Here is a 20,599-nt window from a genome sequence, read left to right as displayed (position 1 = left end):
TGTTTAGTAAGGTTAGGTTGTTTAGGAGTTAAACCAATAACCAGTTAAACAAAGAAATAAGGTAGGAGGGTTAATTGTTTATAAAGACGAATTAGTAAACGTATAGTAAGCAAAATGAATTATCATATTGATTCCTTTGAAAAGTTAGAAGTGTATAAAAATGCTTTAGCTTATAGTGTTCAGATTAGAGAAACAGTAGCATTTTTTCCAATGTCCGAACAATTTAATTTAACTAAGCAAGTAGAACGATCAGTTGCAAGCATAGCAGCAAATTTAGCAGAAGGTTCTGGACGTTCTTCTAATTTAGATCAAGCCCATTTTACAAATATAGCATATGCCTCTGCTTTAGAAACAATTAGTCATTTAAACTTGGCTTATTTGTTAAAATATGTTCAAGAAGATAGGTATGTGAAATTAAGAGTAGAAATAGATAAAATTATAAATCAACTTAATGGATTATATAAGTATCAATTGAATAATAAAGAGAATTAAAAAAATAAATTGAAAATATAAAATTATTGTAACCTTGTTTAGAAAGTTTAATTGTTTGGATGGATTAATTGTTTGGATGGATTAATTGTTTAGATAGTTTAATTGTTTAGATAGTTTAATTGTTTAGATAGTTTAATTGTTTAGTAATTAACTAAGTAACCATTTAATCAAGTAACCATTTAATCAAGTAATCAGTTAATCAAGTAACCAGTTAATTAAGCAACCAGTTAATTAAGCAACCAGTTAATCAAGTAACCAGTTAATCAAGTAACCAGTTAATCAAGTAACCAGTTAATTAAGCAACCAGTTAATCAAGTAATCAGTTAATCAAGTAATCAGTTAATCAAGTAATCAGTTAATCAAGTAACCAGTTAATCAAATAACCAGTTAATCAAGTAACCAGTTAATCAAGTAACCCGTTAATCAAATAAGTATAAAAAACAAAATATGAATACACAACATAAAATTGCAGTTATAGGGTTAGGGTACGTAGGATTGCCTTTAGCGCGTTTGTTCGCAACTAAATTTCCAACCGTAGGGTTTGATATCAACCAAGGACGTATAGCCGAACTAAGAGAAGGAAAAGACAGTACCTTAGAAGTAGAAAATGAAATTTTACAAGCCGTAACGGTAAAAACGAATCCTGTTTTAGCAAATGAAACCAAAGGATTGTATTGCTCCTATGATCTAGGAGATATTACCGATTGTAATGTATATGTTGTAACAGTACCTACACCAGTAGATAAGCACAACCGTCCAGACCTTACACCTTTGTATAAAGCCTCCGAAACGGTAGGAAAAGTCTTGAAAAAAGGAGATATTGTTATTTACGAATCTACCGTATATCCAGGCGTAACGGAAGAAGAATGTGTTCCTGTTTTAGAGCGCGTATCTGGATTGAAGTTTAATGAAGATTTCTATGCGGGTTATTCACCTGAGCGTATTAATCCAGGAGATAAAGAACATACGGTTGAAAAAATATTAAAAGTAACCTCGGGAAGTACACCAGAAATTGGAGTTGTGGTCAACGATATTTACAAAGCAGTTATTACTGCAGGTACGCATTTAGCGCCAGCCATAAAAGTAGCAGAAGCAGCGAAAGTAATTGAAAATTCTCAACGCGATATCAATATTGCGTTTGTTAATGAATTGGCGAAAATATTTAATTTGTTGGATATTGATACCCATGCCGTATTAGAAGCAGCAGGTACAAAGTGGAACTTCTTACCTTTTAAACCTGGATTAGTTGGTGGACACTGTATTGGAGTAGATCCCTACTATTTAGCTCAAAAAGCCATGGAGAAAGGCTATCATCCAGAGATTATTTTGGCAGGTCGTCGTTTAAATGACTCAATGGGCGAATATGTAGCGTCTCAAGTGATTAAAACTATGATTAAGAAAGGAATTGATGTAAGCAAAGCCGAAGTGTTGATGCTAGGGGTAACTTTCAAAGAAAACTGTCCAGATGTGCGCAATACAAAAATTGTGGATGTGATTGCTGCCTTAGAAGATTATGGAGTGAAGGTTATAATCTATGATCCATGGGCAAACCCTGCCGAAGTGATGCATGAGTATGGTGTAGTAAGCGCTACAACATTGCCCCAAGCAAAATTTGACGCAGTAGTGCTAGGGGTAGCCCACAAAGAATTGTTAAACTTGAATTTAGATCAATTCAAGAAAGACAAGGCTATTGTGTATGATGTGAAAGGATTATTGACAACAGGAGTGGATAGTAGATTATAATTAAATATGGCTTCAGAGAATGGACAAGTTAGAAAGAATTTAATATTTAATGTATTAAGTTTAGTGGCTAATATTGGTGTAGGTGTTTTTTATACTCCTTATTTGGTCAAATCACTAGGACTTGTCGCTTATGGTATAATTCCTTTAGCATTAATAATTAATCAATATATTAGTGTAGTTACAGGTTCATTAACAAGTTCGTTGACTCGGTTTTATTCTATTGCCTTGCAAAAGAATGACAAAGAAAATGCATCTAAATATTTGAGTACCTCTTTGCTATTGATGATTGGCATTGTTAGTGTATTGGTTCTACCTTTATGGTATTTTGTAGAGCATATTGATCAAATATTTACTATCCCTTCTGAGCTTTTGAGTGAAGCTAAACTACTGTTTACTTTCACAATATTTAGCTTCTATTGTTCGCTATTTTCCAGTGTGTTTAATATTACATTATATGCCTTTAATCGCCTGGATTTGCTTAATGTTACAAAGATAATACGTGTAACAGGTAAGTTGATATTTGTGGTATTACTATTCTCTATGTTAGATACCAATATAGCATATGTTGGATTAGCAAACCTTATTACTGAAGTTGCATTATTGATTTATAGTTTTTTTGTTTTTTATAAATTTAGCCAAGGAAAAGTTAACCTTACTTTAAAGAAATTTAATAAATCAGCTTTAAAAGCAATAGGTTTTATGGCTTTTTGGGTTATTGTCCAACAATTAGGAGATACTGGATTATACAGAATAGATACTTTTATAGTTAATGTATTTTGGTCTAGTAAAGAGTCTGGAATATTAGGAGCCTTGACAGAATTAGGAAATTATATAATGATAATAGCTAGTGTTGTAGGGAGTTTGTTTGGCCCTTTAATTCTAATCGCGTATTCAAAAGATGAACATGCTAAAGTACAGGAAATATCGCTGGATAATTCGTTGATTTTAGGTGTTTTAGTATCTGTGTTAGTGGGGGTTTTAATAGGTTTTTCACCTTTTATTCTTAAACTATGGGTTGGTGAAGAATTTGTACCATTTTCAAATTGGCTAACTTTAAAATTAGCTTTGATTCCATTTTATTCTGCTGCTGGTGTTTTTGCATTTGCTTCGCGTGCATGGAATAAAGTCAAATTCCCTGCTTTGACGACAATAGTATTAGGTGGAATAAATCTAGGAATCTTATATCTACTTGCTAAGTATAGTGGAAATAATCAATATTATATTGATTATATGCTTGGATGTGCTTTATTTTTGGGTATTTTGCAAAGTTATTTTTTAAATGGATTATATTTTGCAAAGATTTATCCTGGAAATCGGAAAAATGTTTTTATTATTTTTTTAAAAATATCGTCAGTTCTAATAATGGTTAGTTTAATTAGTAGTATGTGTATGAATTTAATTAATGGTTTGTCATTATTTGTAATGATAATTGCTATTTTTAGTTTGAGTATTCTTTTACTATTTTTTAGCATTTTTTTCATGTTAAATAAAAGGCAGTTGAATTCGTTGGTTTCATTTGTAAAAAAGTAAAAATATGTTTTCAGTCGTAATACCTTTGTATAATAAAGAGTTAAGTATTAAAAATACATTATTGTCGGTTTTAAATCAATCTATAGGAGATTTTGAAGTATTGATAATTAATGATGGTTCTAGCGATAATAGTTTGAAGCGCGTAAAAGAAATTAATGATAGTAGAATACGTATTATTAACAAGTTAAATGGAGGAGTTTCAAGTGCTAGAAATTTAGGTATTTTAGAATCAAGATTTGATTGGATTGCGTTTTTAGATGGTGATGATTTGTGGGATAAATCTCACTTAGAAGAAGTACTGAAAATGATGGAATTATTTCCTGATAAAAGCATCTATGCTACAAGCTATAGATTTTCGAATGAAATCGTTAAGTCAGATAGTATTGATAAAAGTAAAATATTCGTTGTTGAAAATTACTTTAAACAAGCATTGAACAGTTATCTTGTGAGTTCAAGTAGTATTATTATAAGAAAAGATTGTTTTCATGTCGTTGGTTTTTTTAATGAAGATTTAAATAGAGGAGAAGATTTGGAGATGTGGTGCCGTTTAGCAAAAAAATTTGAATTTGTAAAAAGTTGCAAGAAAACTGTTACTTATAGACTTGAAAGCGAAAATAGGAGTTGTGATATTGTTTATAATATTAGAAAATCTTTTTTATCCAAAATAAATTTAAAGGATCAAGATATGAGCATGGAAGAAAAGATTTATAAAAAAAAATTAGTTAAAAGTTCTATTGTTCGTTTTTTGAAAAAAGGGCAACTAAAGAATGCATTAATAATGATAAAAAAAATGCTATAATTATGAAGATTGCAATACATCATAGAGAAGGAAGTTTTTCTAATAAATGGATAGAATATTGTGAATATAATCAAATTGAGTTTATAATAGTTGATGCTTTTAGTAATGATATAATTGATCAAATCAAGGGAGTAGATATTTTTTTATGGCACCATCATCAAGGGATTTTTGAAGACACTATTTGGGCTAGAACATTGTTAAATTGTTTAGAATTAAAGGGTATTTTGGTTTTTCCCAATTTTAATACAGCCTGGCACTTTGATAATAAAATTGCACAAAAATTATTATTTGAAAGTCTAAATTTAAACAGTATCAAAAGTTATGTTTTTTTTGATAAAGCAAAAGCTGAAAGTTGGGTGAAATCTACCTCTTTTCCAAAAGTTTTTAAATTAAAAGGAGGAGCCAGTTCGTCCAATGTGATGCTTGTTAAATCAAAATCACAAGCTAATAGAATAATTAAAAAAGCATTTGGTACAGGGTTTAACCAGTTTAATAAATGGAATTATTTCAAAGAAAATATTTCTAAGTTTAAAGAGTCTAAAGATTTTAATTTTTGCCTGAAAGCTTTTTATCGCTTAATTTTTAAACCAGATTTTTCTAAAAAGGCTGGAAAAGAAATTGGATATAGTTATTTTCAAGATTTTATTAAAGATAATGATAGTGATATAAGAATTATTATTATTGGTGATAAAGCAATTGGTATAAAGCGATTGGTTAGAAAAAATGATTTTAGAGCATCAGGAAGTGGAAAGATTTTATACGATAAAAATCAAATTCCTATTGTATGTGTTGAAATGGCTTTCGAAACAGTTAAATGTTTAAATGCTCAATGTTTAGCTTTTGATTTTGTATTTGATAATGGAAAACCATTAATTGTTGAAATAAGCTATGGTTTTTTACAGTCTGCTTATTACAAATGCCCAGGCTATTGGACCTCGGACTTAGAGTGGAAAAATGAGGCTGTTACTCCAGAGTTTTGGATAATTGAAAATATGATAAATGAAACAAATAAAAAATAAAAATAGTTTTATTGTAAATCTTAGCCTCTGCGGATTTTTTATTTTATATCCTTTTTTGGCTTTATTGGTAGCATTTTTTTTTATTATAAATGGTGAAAAGAGAACATTTCCTATTGTAATTATTTCTTTATGGTTCGGTTTGTATGGATATACTTTTATACCAGGTGAAGGATTTGATTTTGTAAGACATCTTGAAATGTATGATTCTTTTTCTATGATGTCATGGGAATTATTTTTCGAGCTCATGAAACTTAGTTTGAGCTTTGATAATTTATTTAGTTATCTCTACTTTTTTTTTGGTAGTTTAGGCTTTACTAATCAGATTGTTGGTTTTATTGCCGCTTTCCCTTTTTATTTGTTATTATTATTAACAATAAATAATGTAGTTAATCGCTATATCAAAACGCAGCATGAAAGAGAAAAAGGTATTATATTTTTTATTTTGTTTTTAATGTCTTTTTCTTTAACAGTGCCTTGGATATTTAGTGGTATTAGGAACGCTAATGCTGTTATGGTCTTATTGTACTTAATATCTTATAAAGACTTCAAATATAGTACGTTTCGTTATAAAATATTATTTATAATTCCAGTGCTTTTGCATTTTTCATTATTGCCTATTGTTGTCCTTTTTGTCTTATCACAGCTTATCAAAAATAATTCAAGAAATTTATTGTTTTGGATAATGGTTTCATTATTCCCATTATTAAATGTACTACTTTTAGGTTTAGGAAAAATTTTAGGAATATTTGGAAGAATAGGTGATTATTTAGGACAAAAGGTAGAATCATATTTAGTAGAAGGTGTTGTTGTTGGTAATTATACGGGTGCAGGTTTTCGTTATTATTTAGTTATTATACCACTAGTAATAATTAGCTTTTTTATATGTTTAAAGCTAAAAAGGATTAAATTAGGAGTTACTGGTTTTGAGGCTTTCTTAAGGTTTTTCATTTTGTATGAAGGATATATGATTTTAGTTTCCAATACTTATTTGTTTTCAAGAGCACATATTCTATTTGTTTATTTAGTTAGTATAGTGCTTGTTGTTTTATACTATAACAATTTATATCCAAAATTTAAATCTATGTTAGGATTCCTTCTTTTTTATGTATGTTTTAATTTTTTTCCTTCCACAATTATGGGTAAAGAATATATGACCTATAACTCTGTAATATTTCAACCTAATATTTTTGAAATCGTTAATACAAAAGTTTATGAATATGAATATTGGAAAAGTAAATAAATTAGTAGTTCAACCTTTAATATCTACTATGAATAGAGACAATTTTGATTTTTTACTAGAAATGAATCTCGGAGAAAGTTATGGTATTGTAAATCAAGGAAAATTTTCGGCTAGTTTTTTTTCTTATAATGAAAAAGGAAAATTCATTTATAACAGTAAAGACAAAGGTTTAAGTAAAAGTAGAAATAAGGCGGTTTCTTTGGCTAAAGGTGATATTATCTTATTATGTGATGATGACGTTATATATAAAGCTAATTATTCTGAGATTGTTAATAAAGCTTACAGTAAAATACCAGATGCTGATATTATTGTTTTTAAAGGTATTTCGACGAATTTAGAACGACAGTTTCACAATTTTGGTGATGATATAAAAAAAATGAATTTTAGAGATACCTTGCAATGTTCATCAGTATTGGTTTCATGTAAATTGAAATCTATTGTCTCAAATGAGATCATGTTTGATAATCGTTTTGGTAGTGGATCCGGAATGTATTCTTCAGGAGAGGAAAATATTTTTCTAAAGGATTGCCTTACTAGAAAATTGAAAATATATTATTATCCTGAGGTAATCCTAACAAAGAAGTTTTCTAATAGTTTGTGGTTTAGAGGATTTACTAAAGAATACTTTATATCAAAAGGGGCCTTGTTTAAAAAACTACTTGGCTATAAATGTTATTTAGGAATATTTTTTTTTGCTGTTAAAAAACACTCTAAATATAAAAGTTCTGTCAATTTTTATAAAGCTATAATATATATGTTAAAAGGGTGTAATCAATTATAGAAATGAAAATTTGTATTGCAAGTGGCTATTATCCTTATATAAAAGGTGGGGCTGAATATCAAAGTAAAATTATAGCTTTAGAACTTGTTAAATTAGGTTTTGAAGTCTTTTTTATATCGATTGATAATCGGAATAAGAAATCTGTTTTTATCGATGACGGGATTAAAGTTTATCATATTAACTTTAATCTGAAGTTAAATAAGTTAGTTTTATATTATGAAGTATTTTCTATAATTAATAAAATACTCAAAAATGAAAAGCCCAATTATCTATATCAAAGAGTTTTAAATTCTATGTCATATCATTATGCAAGAAATAGTGAGAAATTAGGTTATAAATTTTCATTACATATTGCTGACAATTATTGTTTAGAGTTTAAAGAACTAAGTTTTTCACGAATTATAAGACAGTATTTTTTTAAAAAAATATTTAGAGAAGATTTTACTTTAATAGTTCAAACTAAATTACAGAAAGAATTATTGTTGAGTTTAGGTTTGAATAAAGGAGAACAAATATATAATATGCATAAAGTCAATAATATTGATGTTGATTGTATTGCACGAGCTAAATTTTTTAGAAATGTAAAAAAAATCGTTTGGATTGGTAATGCGAGACCAGTTAAACAGCTAGAATTATATTTAGATTTAGCTAAATTATTTGAAGAGAATAAGGAATTTGAGTTTCATTTTTTTGGAGAAATTTATGATGATGAATATGGTCGTTTGTTAAAAAATAGAGTAGAAAGTTCCAGAAATACCTATTATCATGGTGTAGTCGATAATGAAGATATTAATAAGTTTTTATATGAAGAAGCATTTTTAACTGTAAACACTAGTGTTTCTGAAGGTTTTTCTAATGTGTTTATTCAGAGTTGGATTAATGGCGTATTAGTTTTATCGTTAAATTCTAATCCAGATGATATTTTTGAAAACCCTCAGTTAGGTAAATGTTTCGACGGCAAAATATCTAATTTTAAAGAATATATTTTATCTATAAGTAATTCTTCTACTAATTACACCAATTATAGTTATAATGCCTATATGACTTCAAAAGATTTATTTAGTATCGAAAAAAATTTATCGAAAATGGTAAAGTTAATCACAAAATAAAAAAGAAATGCATATTTTATATATCCATCAATATTTTAAGACACCAAATGAGCCAGGAGGAACAAGATCCTATTGGATTGCTAAAGAAATGGTTAGTTCTGGACATAAAGTAACTATGATAACTAGTTCGACTAAGTATAATGAAAGTATAAAAGAAGTAAATATAGAAGGAATAAAAGTTATTTATTTGAAGGAAGACTATTGTCAGAATATGACAATTAAAAGAAGAATAAAAGCTTTTGTTAACTTTATGATTAAATCAACACAAGTAGCGTGGAGGCAAAAAGATATAGATTTGGTTTTTGCGACCTCGACACCACTGACAATTGGTATTCCTGCACTTGTATTAAAAAAGTTAAAAAAAACACCTTATGTTTTTGAGGTAAGAGATCTTTGGCCAGAGGTTCCTATTCAAATGGGAGCTCTAAAAAATCCTATTATTCGTAATCTTGCAATATATTTAGAAAAAGTAATTTATAGAAATTCAAAACATATTATTGCTTTATCTCCTGGTATGCAGGATGGGGTAAGTAAATATGTGAAAGAAAATAAAGTTTCAATGGTGCCAAATATGTCAAAAATTGATGAGTTTTGGCCTAGAGAGCAAAACATTGAGCTGTTAAAAGAATTAGGTTTAAAGAAGAATAGTTTTAAGGTTGTTCATTTTGGAGCGCTAGGATTAGCAAATGGTGCTGATACAATTATTGAATCAGCTAAATTATTAAAAGAAGATGACAGTATAGAGTTTATTTTTATTGGAGGAGGTTCGACAGAGGATAAACTAAAAGCAAAAGTCCAAGACTATAACCTTGAAAATGTGAAATTCTTAGGGAAATTCCCTATGAAAGAAACGTCTGAGATAGTTAACTTTTGTGATGTTTCTATGGTGAGTTTTATGGACCTTCCAATTTTATATACGAATTCGCCAAATAAATTATTTGATTCTCTTTCTGCAGGAAAGCCGGTCTTAGTAAACTCGGCAGGATGGACGAAAGATTTAGTAGAAAAGTATCAATGTGGATTTTATACTAATCCTAATTTACCGAATGAATTGGTTGATAGAATTAAATATTTGCAAGCAAATAACGGATTAATGGTTGCAATGGGTGATAGAGCTAGAAATTTAGCCGTCTTTAAGTATGATAAAAGTATTTTAGCTAAAAAAGTTGTATCAATTATTACTGGATTATAATGTATAAATTTTTTTTTAAGAGGGCATTTGATTTTTTAATCGCCCTATTGGGGCTATTATTATTATGTCCAATATTTCTTTTTGTTATGATAAGCCTATTTATAGCTAATCAAGGCAAGCCTTTTTTCTTTCAAGCGCGACCAGGAAAAGGGGGACATATTTTTAAAATTGTCAAGTTTAAGACAATGAATGACAAAAAGGATGTACAGGGCAATTTGCTATCTGATGCGGAACGATTAACACCTATAGGCGCTTTTGTGCGTAAAACATCATTAGACGAGATTCCTCAATTGATTAATGTATTAAAAGGTGACATGAGTCTAATTGGACCTCGTCCTTTATTGCCACAATATTTACCACTGTACAATAGTGAGCAAAAGCGTAGACATGAAGTGCGTCCAGGAATTACAGGTTGGGCACAAGTCAATGGACGTAATGCTATTTCGTGGAAAAAGAAATTTGAGTTGGATGTATATTATGTAGATCAGCTAAGTTTTGCACTTGATGTTAAGATATTTTTCTTAACGATTAAAAAAGTGTTTGTAAGAGAGGGAATTTCTCAAGAAGGACAAGCTACAGCAGAAGCTTTTAACGGAAATAATTAATTTAATAATAGATGATTTAGTATGAAGAAAATTGCAGTATTTGGTGCAGGAGGATTTGGTAGAGAGGTAAAAACCATAATTGATAGTATAAATCAGAAAGAGCATACTTTTGAGTTTATTGGTTTTTATGATGATGGATTAGAAAAAGGAACTATTGTTAATGGTTATCAAGTATTAGGAGGTGTTAAGGAGTTGAACAAATTAGAGGAAGAAATGGCTTTGGCAATTGCAATTGGTGATCCAAAAACAAAAGCTAAAATTGTATCCCTATTATCAAATTCTTTACTAGAATATCCCAATATTATTTCTCCTCATGCGCTAATTTCTTCTGATTTTGTGACGTTAGGTAAAGGAAATATTATTTGTGCTGGTACAATTATAACTTGTAATATTGAAATTAAGGATTTTATAATTCTTAATCTTTCTTGTACCGTGGGGCATGATACAGTTATAAATAATTATGCTTCTTTTATGCCATCCGTTAATATTTCAGGAGAAGTGGTAATTGGTGAGGGAGTGTATGTAGGAACTGGAGCCAAGATTATTAATTTATTGGACATTGGTGAATATACTATAGTAGGAGCAGGCGCTGTTGTAGCAAAAACATTGCCTGCTAAGTGTACGGCTGTTGGAATACCTGCTAAACCAATTAAATATCATGAATAGATATAGTGAAATTTTAGTTGATTAGATAGTGATTAATTATCAATATGTAAAGATATACACAAAAAATCCACTCCCTACGAGTGGATTTTTTGTTTCCCATAATTACGTAAAAATTACATAAAAATACCTAAACGTCCAGAATTACTCCTTACCTTTAACTCTTCCAAATTCGATAAAAATTCAACAAGATGAAAACAAAAATCTGGTTATCTTCTCCGCATATGGGAGGAAACGAACAAAAATATGTAAACGAAGCCTTTGCAACGAATTGGGTGGCACCCTTAGGGCCAAATGTAAATGGTTTCGAACATGATTTAGAACAATTTTTAGGTGAGGGGGTACAAGTAGCCGCCTTGAGTTCAGGAACAGCCGCTTTGCATTTAGGCTTAATCAATTTAGGTGTTGAAGCAGGTGATGAAGTGATTTGCCAAACCATGACCTTTTCAGCTTCGGCCAATCCGATTGCTTATTTAGGAGCAAAACCAGTTTTTGTAGATAGCGAAAAAGAGACGTGGAATATGTGCCCACTAGCTTTAGAGAAGGCTATTAAAGCGCGTACTAGTGCAACAGGAAAAAAACCTAAAGCGATTGTACCCGTTCACTTATACGGTATGCCAGCCAAAATGGACGAAATTATGGAAGTAGCCAATCGCTATGAAATTCCCGTTTTAGAAGATGCTGCTGAAGGTCTAGGAAGTACATTTAAAGGGCAACAATGTGGTACTTTTGGTACTTTAGCTGGATTGAGCTTTAACGGTAATAAGATCATTACGACTTCAGGTGGAGGAGCCTTAGTGTGTAATACGAAAGAACAGAAAGACTATACCGTATTTTTATCTACACAAGCCAGAGATAATGCACCACACTATCAGCATTCCCATATTGGATATAATTACCGCATGAGTAATATCTTGGCAGGCGTGGGTAGAGGACAAATGGAAGTCTTGAACGATCGCATTGCTGCACGTCGTGCTAATCACTTCTTTTATCAAGACCTATTTGCTTCGATTGACGGAGTAACGGTATTTTCAGAACCTTCAGCTGATTACTTCTCCAACCACTGGTTGAGCTGTATTACAATAGACGAAGCAGTATGTGGGAAGAATAGAGAGCAGTTGCGTTTAGCGTTGTTAGAAGAAGAGATCGAAACGCGTCCCTTGTGGAAACCCATGCACAAACAACCAATATTTGAAGATGCTCCATACTATGGAGGTACAGTAGCGGAAGAGTTGTTTGAAATTGGGCTGTGTCTGCCATCTGGTAGTAATATGACAGCTGAAGAACGCGAGCGTATTGCTACAGCAATTCAAGTTTTTTTTACTAAATAAAAGGCAGACCTAAGTGTTTGTTTGAAAAAAAAGAAAAAGAATATGATATTAGTTACGGGAGGACTCGGTTTTATTGGATCACATACGGTTGTTGAATTGCAACAACAAGGTCATGAGGTGTTAATTGTTGATGATCTATCAAATGCTTCACTTAGCGTGTTAGATGGAATTACTGCAATTACTAAAAGTAGACCGAAATTTCTACAATTAGATCTTAAGGATAAGTGTGGTGTTGCTCAAATGTTTTCTAAATACCCTGAAATAAAAGGTATTATCCATTTTGCTGCTTCTAAAGCTGTGGGAGAAAGTATGGAAAAACCTTTACAATATTATGAAAATAATATAGTTCCTCTGATTAATTTACTTTATGAATTAGGTAAAAAAGAAAAAAGTTGCTTGATTTTCAGTTCTTCTTGTACTGTATATGGGCAAGCAATGGAAATGCCTATTACAGAAGAAGCACCTGTTCAGAAAGCTTTATCTCCTTATGGGAATACGAAACAAATGGGAGAGGATATTATAACAGACTTTGCTAAGGTAAGTACAATGGATGCAATTTTATTGCGCTATTTTAATCCTATTGGTGCTCATGAAACAGCGTATATTGGCGAATTACCTAATGGAGTTCCTCAAAATTTGATTCCTTATATAACACAAACAGCTGTTGGGAAACGAAAAGAGCTATCTGTATTTGGACAAGATTATCAAACACCAGATGGTACATGTATCCGAGATTATATTCACGTAGTGGATTTGGCAAAAGCTCACGTTAAAGCTTTAGAACGCTTGTTGTTGAAAAAAAATATAGAGAAGGTAGAATGTTTTAATATTGGTACTGGAAAAGGCACTTCAGTTTTAGAAATTATTAAAACCTTTGAGAAAACAACAGGAGTAGTTCTAAACTATAAAATAGTTGAACGAAGAGAAGGTGATGTTATGGAAGCCTATGCGTCTACTACAAAAGCAAATAAAATGTTAGGTTGGAAAGCAGAACTTTCATTAGAAGAAGCCTTAAATAGTGCTTGGATGTGGGAAAAAAGTTTAAATAAATAAAAAAAGGATGCTCTAAAGAGCATCCTTTTTTTATTGTTTTTTAGGAAGTTCATTCAAATAGAATTAGTTTACACGTCTTGCAGTTCTGCAAGTACAGGTACTTTCAGTTGTTGAAGTAGATTGACTACATCCAATACGCTGTGTACATCGGTGGGCGTTAAAAAGAAATCATCCGCTTGATCCGTACAATGTTCAACATAGTAGTAAAAGAGTTCATTAATGCTTTGTGCATAGGCTGTAAAGCTTGCTCGATGCTCATAGAGCGCTTGGAGTAGCGCTAGGTTGTGCTGATCGGAGTCTGTGTGTGGAAAAGGGGTTGCATTCATGGTTCTAAGATTTAAAAAAAATGAACCCGTATAAGTTAGATGCCTTAAGCTCTTAGCAGCTTTACGGTTGTTTCCAATACCGTCATCCTATCATACGGGTATATATTTTTGGATTTTTTAACTAAGAATAAAGGATTATAAAAGTATTACATAAAAACTATAAATTAAAATGTAATTTATTGATTTAGTGTGTTTTATTTGAATTTATAATGACATTTGAAATGTTTGTTTGATATTTTTATCTTTTAATCCGCCCTATCGGATATAGTGGAAGGCACGGATTGCAAATCCGCGCCATCGGAATAGCGAAAGGCAGGGTTGTCAAATCCGCGCCATCGGAGTGGCACAAGTAGGCCGAAAGCATGGCCACAAATCGAAACGGAATACCCAGCACGAAGTGCAAATCCGCGCCCTCAGATACAGCTTGTGTTTTGCCTTTGCGCTTAGTGCTCACAAACAATAACGTTGACCATTTCTTTTAGCATCTGCCTAAAACCGATCCCGTATTTTTTCTCTAGCTCATTGGCCGAAAGAGAAGTGGTAAAATGCAAGCGCGGATAGGCGAGGTCAAAGCGCTGTTCATAAAAATGTTCGAGTGTATTCTGAACCACATCGCAAGTAGAACCGTAGAACTTGGCTTGTTGTTCTGTTCCTATATTATCGAGGCATATTACCTTGGCATGTGGCGCAAATAAAGGCGTAAAAGCTTCATAGCCTTGGCAGGAAAAATCTTGAGCGAGGAGTCTGCTACTCTTGATGAGGTAAAGACGTCGGCGTGAAAAAAAATACTGAATCAACCGCATATAGGCCGTTTTTCCCGTTTGCTGTGCCCCCATCAACAAAAGTCCTTTACGGGGATCGAGGTTGTATTTCGCCATCGTATCGGCATCTTCAATAGCATAGGCAAGCAATTTATAAAACGTTTGCCGTTGATGTAAACTCATCATAAAATGATGCCCATAGATGTCCTTACCGCGTTCGAGTATAAAGGCTTCACAGCGTTCGAGCTCATAGATCTTTTTTTGTTTTTCTACATGGAATTTAAAAGTATCCTCTAATTGTATTTTAAAGTGGCTCATAAAATTTATTTATTAATTTACTATTGTCCTGTTTTGTATTTTCTTCTTTCTCCTTTTGTTGTTTTAATAAGTGATCCACTGCTTGCGTTGTACTTGCATCACTACTCGGTATACTACTTGGTGTACTACTCGGAGTAGCTACTGCTGTCGTACTGTGGTTTGCATCAAGCCCAGCAGTAGGAGGAAGCTGCTGTTTGATAAGCTGTTGATAGGGCACAATCGACACTTGACTCACGCCGTATTTGGACTTACTTGGCTTATAAATTATCCATCCCCAGGCGTTTAGTTCTCTCATGCATTTACTGTAGGTGCTGTTGCTGCCTATTTTGCAGAGATGTACAATATGCTGCCGATTAATTCCGAAGGAAGGGGCAAACCGATGTTGATTCCACAGGTGAAAGAGTATCACATATAAAGCAATATGCGTAGGGGTGGCTTCGGTCTTGGTTTGTAAAATCTCAAACCAACTGTTTAAATGTTTAATATAGTTCATACCTCGTGTGTTGATGAAGCGAATGTAGCCACTCAAGGTATAGTGAATCATTTACTAATAGTCTTGATTTGTTCTATTCCTGTGTATAGTGAATGGAATAATGGCGCTTTTTACGATTTGTTGTATTTTTTTTCTTGTTTTTCCTTTATTTAGACGACGGTAAAAAAGCTAAAACAAGAATGAAAAAGAAAGTAAGCGATTGCATGCAACAAAAAATGCAATTAATTGAAAAAATGGAACAGATTTCGACGATTTCTGTTGATGAATGGTCAGCCTATACCCACCAATGGAGAAAAATACTCCAGGATATGTGCACAATTGCACAGAATAGTACCTTTAGATCCCGCAAAGAGGAGTGCTTTTTTTATGAAAATCAGTTTTTCGAAGTGCATTGTTACTATCTGTATTGTCGTGAAATGACTATATTCCACAGCTTACGTCCCTCATTTCCCAGCGAAAGAAATGCGTATATCAGTCAACAATTACTGCACTATAAGCAGTATCGATTGCGGGCGTTTTATCAATATAACGCATTTTGTTCCAATGAACTTCAGACCGATTATACCGAGGGGAAAGCCTATATTTTGGCGAAAGATGCACAAGAGGAATGGCCCTTTTTTGATGCCAACTATCCCGCCTTTTATGGGGTTTATTTTAGCGCCTTAGCGCTGATTATTAAACAACTCGAAGGGGATTTTTTTTATCGCGTGGATCAGAGTGATTGCGCTGTTTTGCAATGGAAACGATCCAAGATAGATTTGTGTTTGCTGGTCTATACAGCGAGCTGTTGCAATGGAGAGTATCAAGACAGAGAGAACTTGATCACATGGGCAGATGCTTTTGGTGCACTATTTGGAATAAAAATTAGCAAAAACTTTTTTCAAACCCTCCATGCTTGTAAAAAGCGAAAGAATTTCGAGCCAAATTTTATGACAGAAATGCATCAACATTTTAAGAGAAAATGGGAGGAATATGCAGAATAAGACGGCTAGCTAAGGCGAATCGTATCGCCTATAGGGCGTCGTTTAGTAACGCCTAGGCTGGCGCATGGAAGCAAAGGAAAAGAGGACAGTACGCAAGGTAGCTGTCCTCTTTTTTGTTTGGCTTCGATAAGCAGAACAAACCTAGCTAACCACAAGAGGGGACGTACAGTGTCTCATCGTTAGACCAAGGGGGTTCTGTTACAAACAGCTAGCAGTAGGTAGGGAAAAACAGCAGGCTATTCTTCGTCTACTGTAATCTGACTAATGGCGGAAACAATACCACCAACTACGGCTAAGTAGGTAGCAACAGTAGTAATAACGGCAGGTAAGACTACAGGTGCGGCGAGAATACCACCACTAATAGCAGCTAAACTTAAACCAATGGTACGCAAGATTTTGAAAAATCGCGGTGTGGGAGCTTGGGCTCGCAGAAAAATTTGTTTCATAGTTTTCCTTTTTTAATTTGTTGAACAATAGTTAATGCTTGTGCTTCCTGTATTTGAAGCTGTACGCCTTGGTCAATTAGCGCTTCTTCTACGGCGGCGAGTAGCTTGCGCATAGCTATTCGCGAACGACTCCCCCAAAGGGGAGCCAGAAGTTGACTGACAGGGGCAATACAACCTTTCAAGTCGTATTTTGCATTGTTTGCAGGGTGAAACAAAATCAGGCTTCGATCAGGCACTTTCTTGACTTCAAGATGAGATTGGAAGCGCTCATTGTGCCGATGGAAAACAGGATAGGTTCCCTCCGGTATGCAGGAGATATACGCCTGATTGGCCGCCCATGGAAGCTCTAGGGTGAGGCAAATGTCTTGGCCGTTAAATTGCAGAAGCCCATGGGTGGCTTCGGGCAAATACAGCCGATGTAATACTAGTGTACCCATACAATGGTTGTTTTGTTTTGTTGTTCTTATTTCCGTTATGGCAAAGGTGTTAGAAACTTTCGAACGATAAAAGAGGCAGGGGCGTGTTTGGGAATACGTGTCCATATAAAGGAGTAAAAAAGGTGAAATTGTCCTTCTCGATTCCTGATGATCCGAGTAGCGTACTATTGGCTATTTCATTCCCATTTCGGCTAACTTTAGCCTATTAATCGCAAAATCAAATCCGATGAGTAAAATGAAAAAACGAGGAAGAATTATTATTTATCCTACTGATGTGATGCTCCTTACAGGGCTCAGCTATAGAACAGCCTTGAAAATTTTAATTAGGGTTCGCCGACAGTTCCAAAAGCCTTCAGGCGCATTAGTTACCTGCAAAGAGTTTTGTTTGTACATGAGTTTAGACGAAGAAGAAGTGCTTACTTTCTTGCAGTAAACCGGAAAGGGGGTGGGTTTTGTTCGGGTCATGTTTGAGTCAGCTTCGGTAAATGGGCGGTAATCCCCCGTAAATACACAGGTTTACCGAAGAAGACCCAAACAAAACGAAAACAAAACAAGGTAAACGGCTGAAAAACAATTGTTTATGTGTTTTTTGTAGCGCTAAATAAGGACAATTGTGCTTTTGTTTTCCCAATAACGGAAGAATGGGAAAGGGGGGTATTTCAGGTTAATTTTGACTGATGTAAGTTTGCAGTGTATTCATGAAAAACGTGAATAGCAAAGCGTAATTGTAAAATAAATAGTAACAGTAAACAACGTAAATTATGGCAGAAATTAAAAGAGGAATTTTAGGCGGCGTTAGCGGCAAGGTAGGTACGGTAGTAGGTGCAAACTGAAGAGGTAAAAACATTATTAGAGCTATTCCGCGAAAATCAGGAAAAAAACCATCACCGCTACAGGTGGAACAGCGAAGTAAATTCAAGTTAATGTCTAATTTTTTACAGCCATTTAACGCACTGTTTAGTCGCTATTTCGGTACGGATCGCGGACTAAAGTCTAAAGTAAATTTAGCCTTATCCTATCACCTACAAGAAGCGATAGCGCCAGAGCAAGATGGTTTTGCGATTCGATTAGACAAGGTCGTAGTAAGCAAAGGGAGTATACCAACCGTACCGATGAACAGTGTGACAGTAGAAAATGACACCCTGAACCTCGCTTGGCCTTCCGCTATGGCTTCGGGACTTGCAGCAGCTACAGATTTGCTCACTATTTTGGTATACGAAAAGCAACAGAAAATCATGCGTGTTTTTGAACGTGTGGTTCGACGTGACGCAGCTAGTTTTTCTACACCACTACCGGAGAGCTTTGATGCTGCTAATTGCGCCATTTGGTTCTTTTTTAGCAACTTGAGCAATACGGAGTGTAGTACTAGTCTTTATCTGCCTCTTGGAGAAGAAAACTAGTGAATGAAAAAGGGATGTTCCAGGTGAACATCCTTTTTTTATGCCCCATTTTTGGGGATACCGATCGCGCGGATTTGCAAGCTGTGCGTTAGCTTGTGCTAGATTGCGTTTGATGTTCAATCCACGCCATCGGAATATAAATCGCACCAAGAGATTTTAGTAATCAAAAGAAAGGCAAGAATGAGAATTAGTCCTTCTTATCTAGTGAAATAATCGAGTATAATCATTTTTATTAATCATAAGTTGCTGTTAATTAGGTAGTTGTGTTTTTTTGAATTGCGTTTTTTTAAAATAAATAACACTTTTATCACATTTAATGAACTACAAGTTAGATCAATTTAAAAATAACATTTTATTTTAATAATAATGTGTTATTTTTCGTTATTGTTTTGATTATTTATTATGTTTAATGTTTATATTTTGTGATATATTTATTTATACTCTATTTTTTTTAGTATATTTGCAGGCGATATTAACTTACTAAGAATAAAACATGCTAGATTCAATTGTTTTACAGCTCGAGTCGTTGCAACAGGATGATTATTTTGAAGCGTTTTTAGTTTTGTTAGGAAAGGAAAAAATGCAAGGCCGGAACTATATTATCTTATCGACGATCCCTGTTGCTTTACACTATCGACTGATACAAGAAGACTATACCATCCAGAAAAGAAATAAGGTGAGAACGAGGTTCTTTTTTTTTAAGAAAAGCGTTTATTACTATAGGGTTGATCCTTCAATCTAATACTGTCGTTTGTTTACGCCCCCCAGATAAGCAGTTGCAACCTAAGCTGAAAGGGCTTACACCTAGCGTCATCGAGGTGAAAAAGTATGAAAAGCCTTTTGCTAACTAGCCTTTGTGTGTAATAAAATAACTCCTACTGCGTTATTTTTGTGCTGCTTATCGGCATCTACCTGCTTGTTTATGCCTGACATAAAAAGCAGGTAATTTTGTTTGAAAAGAAAAATAGGGGTGCTTTTGTGCATTTTTTTATCCTAAAGCATATTTTTACTTCCGTTTTTCTTGAATTGAATTCGATGTTTACTTAGTTAATTAACTAAAAATTAAGCAATATAGATTAATGATTATGTTAAATATGATATTTGTTTCTTTATTTGTACTTTGTGATTGGTATTTTTTGTTTTTTTAATAAAAAATGCATTTATATGGGATAAATTACTATATTTATAAAATCTAAGTCAAGGGAACAACTCCTGAACTTGGGCCCAAAATCAACGCATTTGGAGATAAATAATAATTTTATCTTCATTTGTGAAAATAAAAGGAATAATGTTGCGTTATACTTAGTAACGAGATTTTTTTTTAAGTTTTGTAAACTACAGTAAGAGTTAAAAACGAAACAGACGCGTTACAACCTATTGGATGAATAAAAAAGTACACTAGTGTTGCCTACTAATTTTAGAAAGAATATTTGTTTTTTGTTTACACCAAGATAAATAAGGAAGGGAAAAGATTCAACGTATTGCAAAAATATTTGAAGTCAATAGAATTTGTTTTACCGTGATCCACACTGCAATCTTAAGGAATACGATACTGAGAATTTAATCTATTCCGTATTTATCATACGAATCCTGTTCAGGCCACTTTCCCTGGACAGGATTTTTTTTTGTGGTAAGTGGTAAGTGGTAAGTGGTAAGTGGTAAGTGGTAAGTGGTAAGTGGTAAGTGGTAAGTGGTGAGTGGTAAGTGGTGAGTGGTAAGTGGTAAGTGGTAAGTGGTAAGTGGTGAGTGGTAAGTGGTAAGTGGTAAGTGGTGAGTGGTAAGTGGTAAGTGGTGAGTGGTAAGTGGTGAACGTCCCTAAATATGGTTGACCGTTTTTAAACATTAACTTCATTATTAAATATAGTAATAAATGGTTTG

General features: G+C 33.1%; 21 protein-coding genes. 16 read left to right on the top strand and 5 right to left on the bottom strand.

From position 1 onward, the window contains the following. Nucleotides 1-114: 114 nt before the first annotated feature. The 13 genes from ACPDHL_RS14220 to galE all read left to right on the top strand — a co-directional run bounded on the left by ACPDHL_RS14220 (nt 115) and on the right by galE (nt 13,557). Entirely contained in the window at nt 115-492 is a 378-nt protein-coding gene (locus ACPDHL_RS14220) for a four helix bundle protein (RefSeq protein ID WP_430533412.1), read from the top strand. Between the two features lie 447 nt (nt 493-939). Beyond that, on the top strand, nt 940-2,235 hold the full coding sequence (locus tag ACPDHL_RS14215; protein ID WP_430533411.1) for a nucleotide sugar dehydrogenase: 1,296 nt from the start codon (nt 940-942) through the stop codon (nt 2,233-2,235). Between the two features lie 6 nt (nt 2,236-2,241). Further along, nucleotides 2,242-3,765 carry an oligosaccharide flippase family protein gene (locus ACPDHL_RS14210; protein WP_430533410.1) on the top strand — a complete coding sequence of 508 codons (1,524 nt, stop codon included), beginning with the start codon at nt 2,242-2,244 and terminating at the stop codon, nt 3,763-3,765. A 4-nt stretch (nt 3,766-3,769) separates the two neighbouring features. Continuing rightward, on the top strand, nt 3,770-4,564 hold the full coding sequence (locus ACPDHL_RS14205) for a glycosyltransferase family 2 protein (protein ID WP_430533409.1): 795 nt from the start codon (nt 3,770-3,772) through the stop codon (nt 4,562-4,564). A 2-nt stretch (nt 4,565-4,566) separates the two neighbouring features. Further along, on the top strand, nt 4,567-5,583 hold the full coding sequence (locus ACPDHL_RS14200; RefSeq protein WP_430533408.1) for an ATP-grasp domain-containing protein: 1,017 nt from the start codon (nt 4,567-4,569) through the stop codon (nt 5,581-5,583). Beyond that, nucleotides 5,564-6,823: an EpsG family protein gene (locus ACPDHL_RS14195; protein ID WP_430533407.1), complete on the top strand. Its 1,260-nt coding sequence runs from the start codon at nt 5,564-5,566 to the stop codon at nt 6,821-6,823. Before ACPDHL_RS14200 ends, ACPDHL_RS14195 begins: the two co-directional genes overlap by 20 nt. Then, nucleotides 6,801-7,604: a glycosyltransferase family A protein gene (locus tag ACPDHL_RS14190; RefSeq protein WP_430533406.1), complete on the top strand. Its 804-nt coding sequence runs from the start codon at nt 6,801-6,803 to the stop codon at nt 7,602-7,604. Before ACPDHL_RS14195 ends, ACPDHL_RS14190 begins: the two co-directional genes overlap by 23 nt. A 2-nt stretch (nt 7,605-7,606) precedes the next feature. Further along, complete coding sequence (locus tag ACPDHL_RS14185; RefSeq protein WP_430533405.1) at nt 7,607-8,713, top strand: glycosyltransferase family 4 protein; 1,107 nt, start codon at nt 7,607-7,609, stop codon at nt 8,711-8,713. Between the two features lie 7 nt (nt 8,714-8,720). Further along, nucleotides 8,721-9,905 (top strand): glycosyltransferase family 4 protein, encoded by a 1,185-nt coding sequence (locus ACPDHL_RS14180; RefSeq protein ID WP_430533404.1) that lies wholly within the window; start codon nt 8,721-8,723, stop codon nt 9,903-9,905. Beyond that, nucleotides 9,905-10,510 carry a sugar transferase gene (locus tag ACPDHL_RS14175; RefSeq protein ID WP_430533403.1) on the top strand — a complete coding sequence of 202 codons (606 nt, stop codon included), beginning with the start codon at nt 9,905-9,907 and terminating at the stop codon, nt 10,508-10,510. The genes ACPDHL_RS14180 and ACPDHL_RS14175 overlap by 1 nt, the downstream gene beginning before the upstream one ends. 21 nt (nt 10,511-10,531) lie before the next feature. Then, entirely contained in the window at nt 10,532-11,176 is a 645-nt protein-coding gene (locus ACPDHL_RS14170; RefSeq protein WP_430533402.1) for an acetyltransferase, read from the top strand. A 188-nt stretch (nt 11,177-11,364) separates the two neighbouring features. Continuing rightward, on the top strand, nt 11,365-12,504 hold the full coding sequence (locus ACPDHL_RS14165) for a DegT/DnrJ/EryC1/StrS family aminotransferase (RefSeq protein ID WP_430533401.1): 1,140 nt from the start codon (nt 11,365-11,367) through the stop codon (nt 12,502-12,504). 42 nt (nt 12,505-12,546) lie between these two features. After that, nucleotides 12,547-13,557 carry a UDP-glucose 4-epimerase GalE gene (gene galE, locus ACPDHL_RS14160; protein ID WP_430533400.1) on the top strand — a complete coding sequence of 337 codons (1,011 nt, stop codon included), beginning with the start codon at nt 12,547-12,549 and terminating at the stop codon, nt 13,555-13,557. A gap of 68 nt (nt 13,558-13,625) precedes the next feature. On the opposite strand, the gene ACPDHL_RS14155 is transcribed toward galE, so the two are convergent. From ACPDHL_RS14155 to ACPDHL_RS14145, 3 genes are all read right to left on the bottom strand, one after another. Beyond that, a complete protein-coding gene (locus ACPDHL_RS14155; RefSeq protein WP_430533399.1) occupies nt 13,626-13,883 on the bottom strand; it encodes a hypothetical protein in 258 nt (85 codons plus the stop codon). A 443-nt stretch (nt 13,884-14,326) separates the two neighbouring features. Continuing rightward, entirely contained in the window at nt 14,327-14,962 is a 636-nt protein-coding gene (locus tag ACPDHL_RS14150) for a hypothetical protein (protein ID WP_430533398.1), read from the bottom strand. Then, nucleotides 14,949-15,455: a hypothetical protein gene (locus tag ACPDHL_RS14145; RefSeq protein WP_430533397.1), complete on the bottom strand. Its 507-nt coding sequence runs from the start codon at nt 15,453-15,455 to the stop codon at nt 14,949-14,951. Before ACPDHL_RS14145 ends, ACPDHL_RS14150 begins: the two co-directional genes overlap by 14 nt. 179 nt (nt 15,456-15,634) lie before the next feature. Between ACPDHL_RS14145 and ACPDHL_RS14140 the strand changes: the two genes are divergently transcribed. Next, nucleotides 15,635-16,438 (top strand): hypothetical protein, encoded by an 804-nt coding sequence (locus tag ACPDHL_RS14140; RefSeq protein WP_430533396.1) that lies wholly within the window; start codon nt 15,635-15,637, stop codon nt 16,436-16,438. A gap of 236 nt (nt 16,439-16,674) precedes the next feature. Here the strand turns inward: ACPDHL_RS14140 and ACPDHL_RS14135 are convergent, their stop codons facing one another. Further along, the gene (locus ACPDHL_RS14135; RefSeq protein ID WP_430533395.1) at nt 16,675-16,884 is read right to left on the bottom strand and encodes a hypothetical protein; all 210 of its coding nucleotides are present in this window, start codon (nt 16,882-16,884) and stop codon (nt 16,675-16,677) included. Next, the gene (locus ACPDHL_RS14130) at nt 16,881-17,321 is read right to left on the bottom strand and encodes a DUF5675 family protein (protein ID WP_430533394.1); all 441 of its coding nucleotides are present in this window, start codon (nt 17,319-17,321) and stop codon (nt 16,881-16,883) included. Before ACPDHL_RS14130 ends, ACPDHL_RS14135 begins: the two co-directional genes overlap by 4 nt. A 226-nt stretch (nt 17,322-17,547) precedes the next feature. On the opposite strand from ACPDHL_RS14130, the gene ACPDHL_RS14125 reads away from it, so the two are divergent. Next, nucleotides 17,548-17,754 (top strand): hypothetical protein, encoded by a 207-nt coding sequence (locus ACPDHL_RS14125; protein WP_430533393.1) that lies wholly within the window; start codon nt 17,548-17,550, stop codon nt 17,752-17,754. A gap of 463 nt (nt 17,755-18,217) precedes the next feature. Further along, complete coding sequence (locus ACPDHL_RS14120; protein ID WP_430533392.1) at nt 18,218-18,721, top strand: DUF6266 family protein; 504 nt, start codon at nt 18,218-18,220, stop codon at nt 18,719-18,721. The last annotated feature ends 1,878 nt before the right edge of the window (nt 18,722-20,599 follow it).

It is taken from the genome of Myroides sp. C15-4 (genome assembly GCF_050522745.1).
GTDB lineage: Bacteria > Bacteroidota > Bacteroidia > Flavobacteriales > Flavobacteriaceae > Flavobacterium.
This window is presented reverse-complemented; position numbering and strand designations above follow the sequence as displayed.

Bases quoted from the DNA above. Each gene is read 5' to 3' on its own strand.
- ACPDHL_RS14220 (WP_430533412.1), top strand. From the start codon at position 115: ATGAATTATCATATTGATTCCTTTGAAAAGTTAGAAGTGTATAAAAAT.
- ACPDHL_RS14210 (WP_430533410.1), top strand. From the start codon at position 2,242: ATGGCTTCAGAGAATGGACAAGTTAGAAAGAATTTAATATTTAATGTA.
- ACPDHL_RS14145 (WP_430533397.1), bottom strand. From the start codon at position 15,455: ATGAACTATATTAAACATTTAAACAGTTGGTTTGAGATTTTACAAACC.
- ACPDHL_RS14180 (WP_430533404.1), top strand. From the start codon at position 8,721: ATGCATATTTTATATATCCATCAATATTTTAAGACACCAAATGAGCCA.
- ACPDHL_RS14190 (WP_430533406.1), top strand. From the start codon at position 6,801: ATGAATATTGGAAAAGTAAATAAATTAGTAGTTCAACCTTTAATATCT.
- ACPDHL_RS14130 (WP_430533394.1), bottom strand. From the start codon at position 17,321: ATGGGTACACTAGTATTACATCGGCTGTATTTGCCCGAAGCCACCCAT.
- ACPDHL_RS14205 (WP_430533409.1), top strand. From the start codon at position 3,770: ATGTTTTCAGTCGTAATACCTTTGTATAATAAAGAGTTAAGTATTAAA.
- ACPDHL_RS14200 (WP_430533408.1), top strand. From the start codon at position 4,567: ATGAAGATTGCAATACATCATAGAGAAGGAAGTTTTTCTAATAAATGG.
- ACPDHL_RS14155 (WP_430533399.1), bottom strand. From the start codon at position 13,883: ATGAATGCAACCCCTTTTCCACACACAGACTCCGATCAGCACAACCTA.
- ACPDHL_RS14150 (WP_430533398.1), bottom strand. From the start codon at position 14,962: ATGAGCCACTTTAAAATACAATTAGAGGATACTTTTAAATTCCATGTA.
- ACPDHL_RS14195 (WP_430533407.1), top strand. From the start codon at position 5,564: ATGAAACAAATAAAAAATAAAAATAGTTTTATTGTAAATCTTAGCCTC.
- galE (WP_430533400.1), top strand. From the start codon at position 12,547: ATGATATTAGTTACGGGAGGACTCGGTTTTATTGGATCACATACGGTT.
- ACPDHL_RS14215 (WP_430533411.1), top strand. From the start codon at position 940: ATGAATACACAACATAAAATTGCAGTTATAGGGTTAGGGTACGTAGGA.
- ACPDHL_RS14135 (WP_430533395.1), bottom strand. From the start codon at position 16,884: ATGAAACAAATTTTTCTGCGAGCCCAAGCTCCCACACCGCGATTTTTC.
- ACPDHL_RS14140 (WP_430533396.1), top strand. From the start codon at position 15,635: ATGAAAAAGAAAGTAAGCGATTGCATGCAACAAAAAATGCAATTAATT.
- ACPDHL_RS14170 (WP_430533402.1), top strand. From the start codon at position 10,532: ATGAAGAAAATTGCAGTATTTGGTGCAGGAGGATTTGGTAGAGAGGTA.
- ACPDHL_RS14175 (WP_430533403.1), top strand. From the start codon at position 9,905: ATGTATAAATTTTTTTTTAAGAGGGCATTTGATTTTTTAATCGCCCTA.
- ACPDHL_RS14125 (WP_430533393.1), top strand. From the start codon at position 17,548: ATGAGTAAAATGAAAAAACGAGGAAGAATTATTATTTATCCTACTGAT.
- ACPDHL_RS14165 (WP_430533401.1), top strand. From the start codon at position 11,365: ATGAAAACAAAAATCTGGTTATCTTCTCCGCATATGGGAGGAAACGAA.
- ACPDHL_RS14185 (WP_430533405.1), top strand. From the start codon at position 7,607: ATGAAAATTTGTATTGCAAGTGGCTATTATCCTTATATAAAAGGTGGG.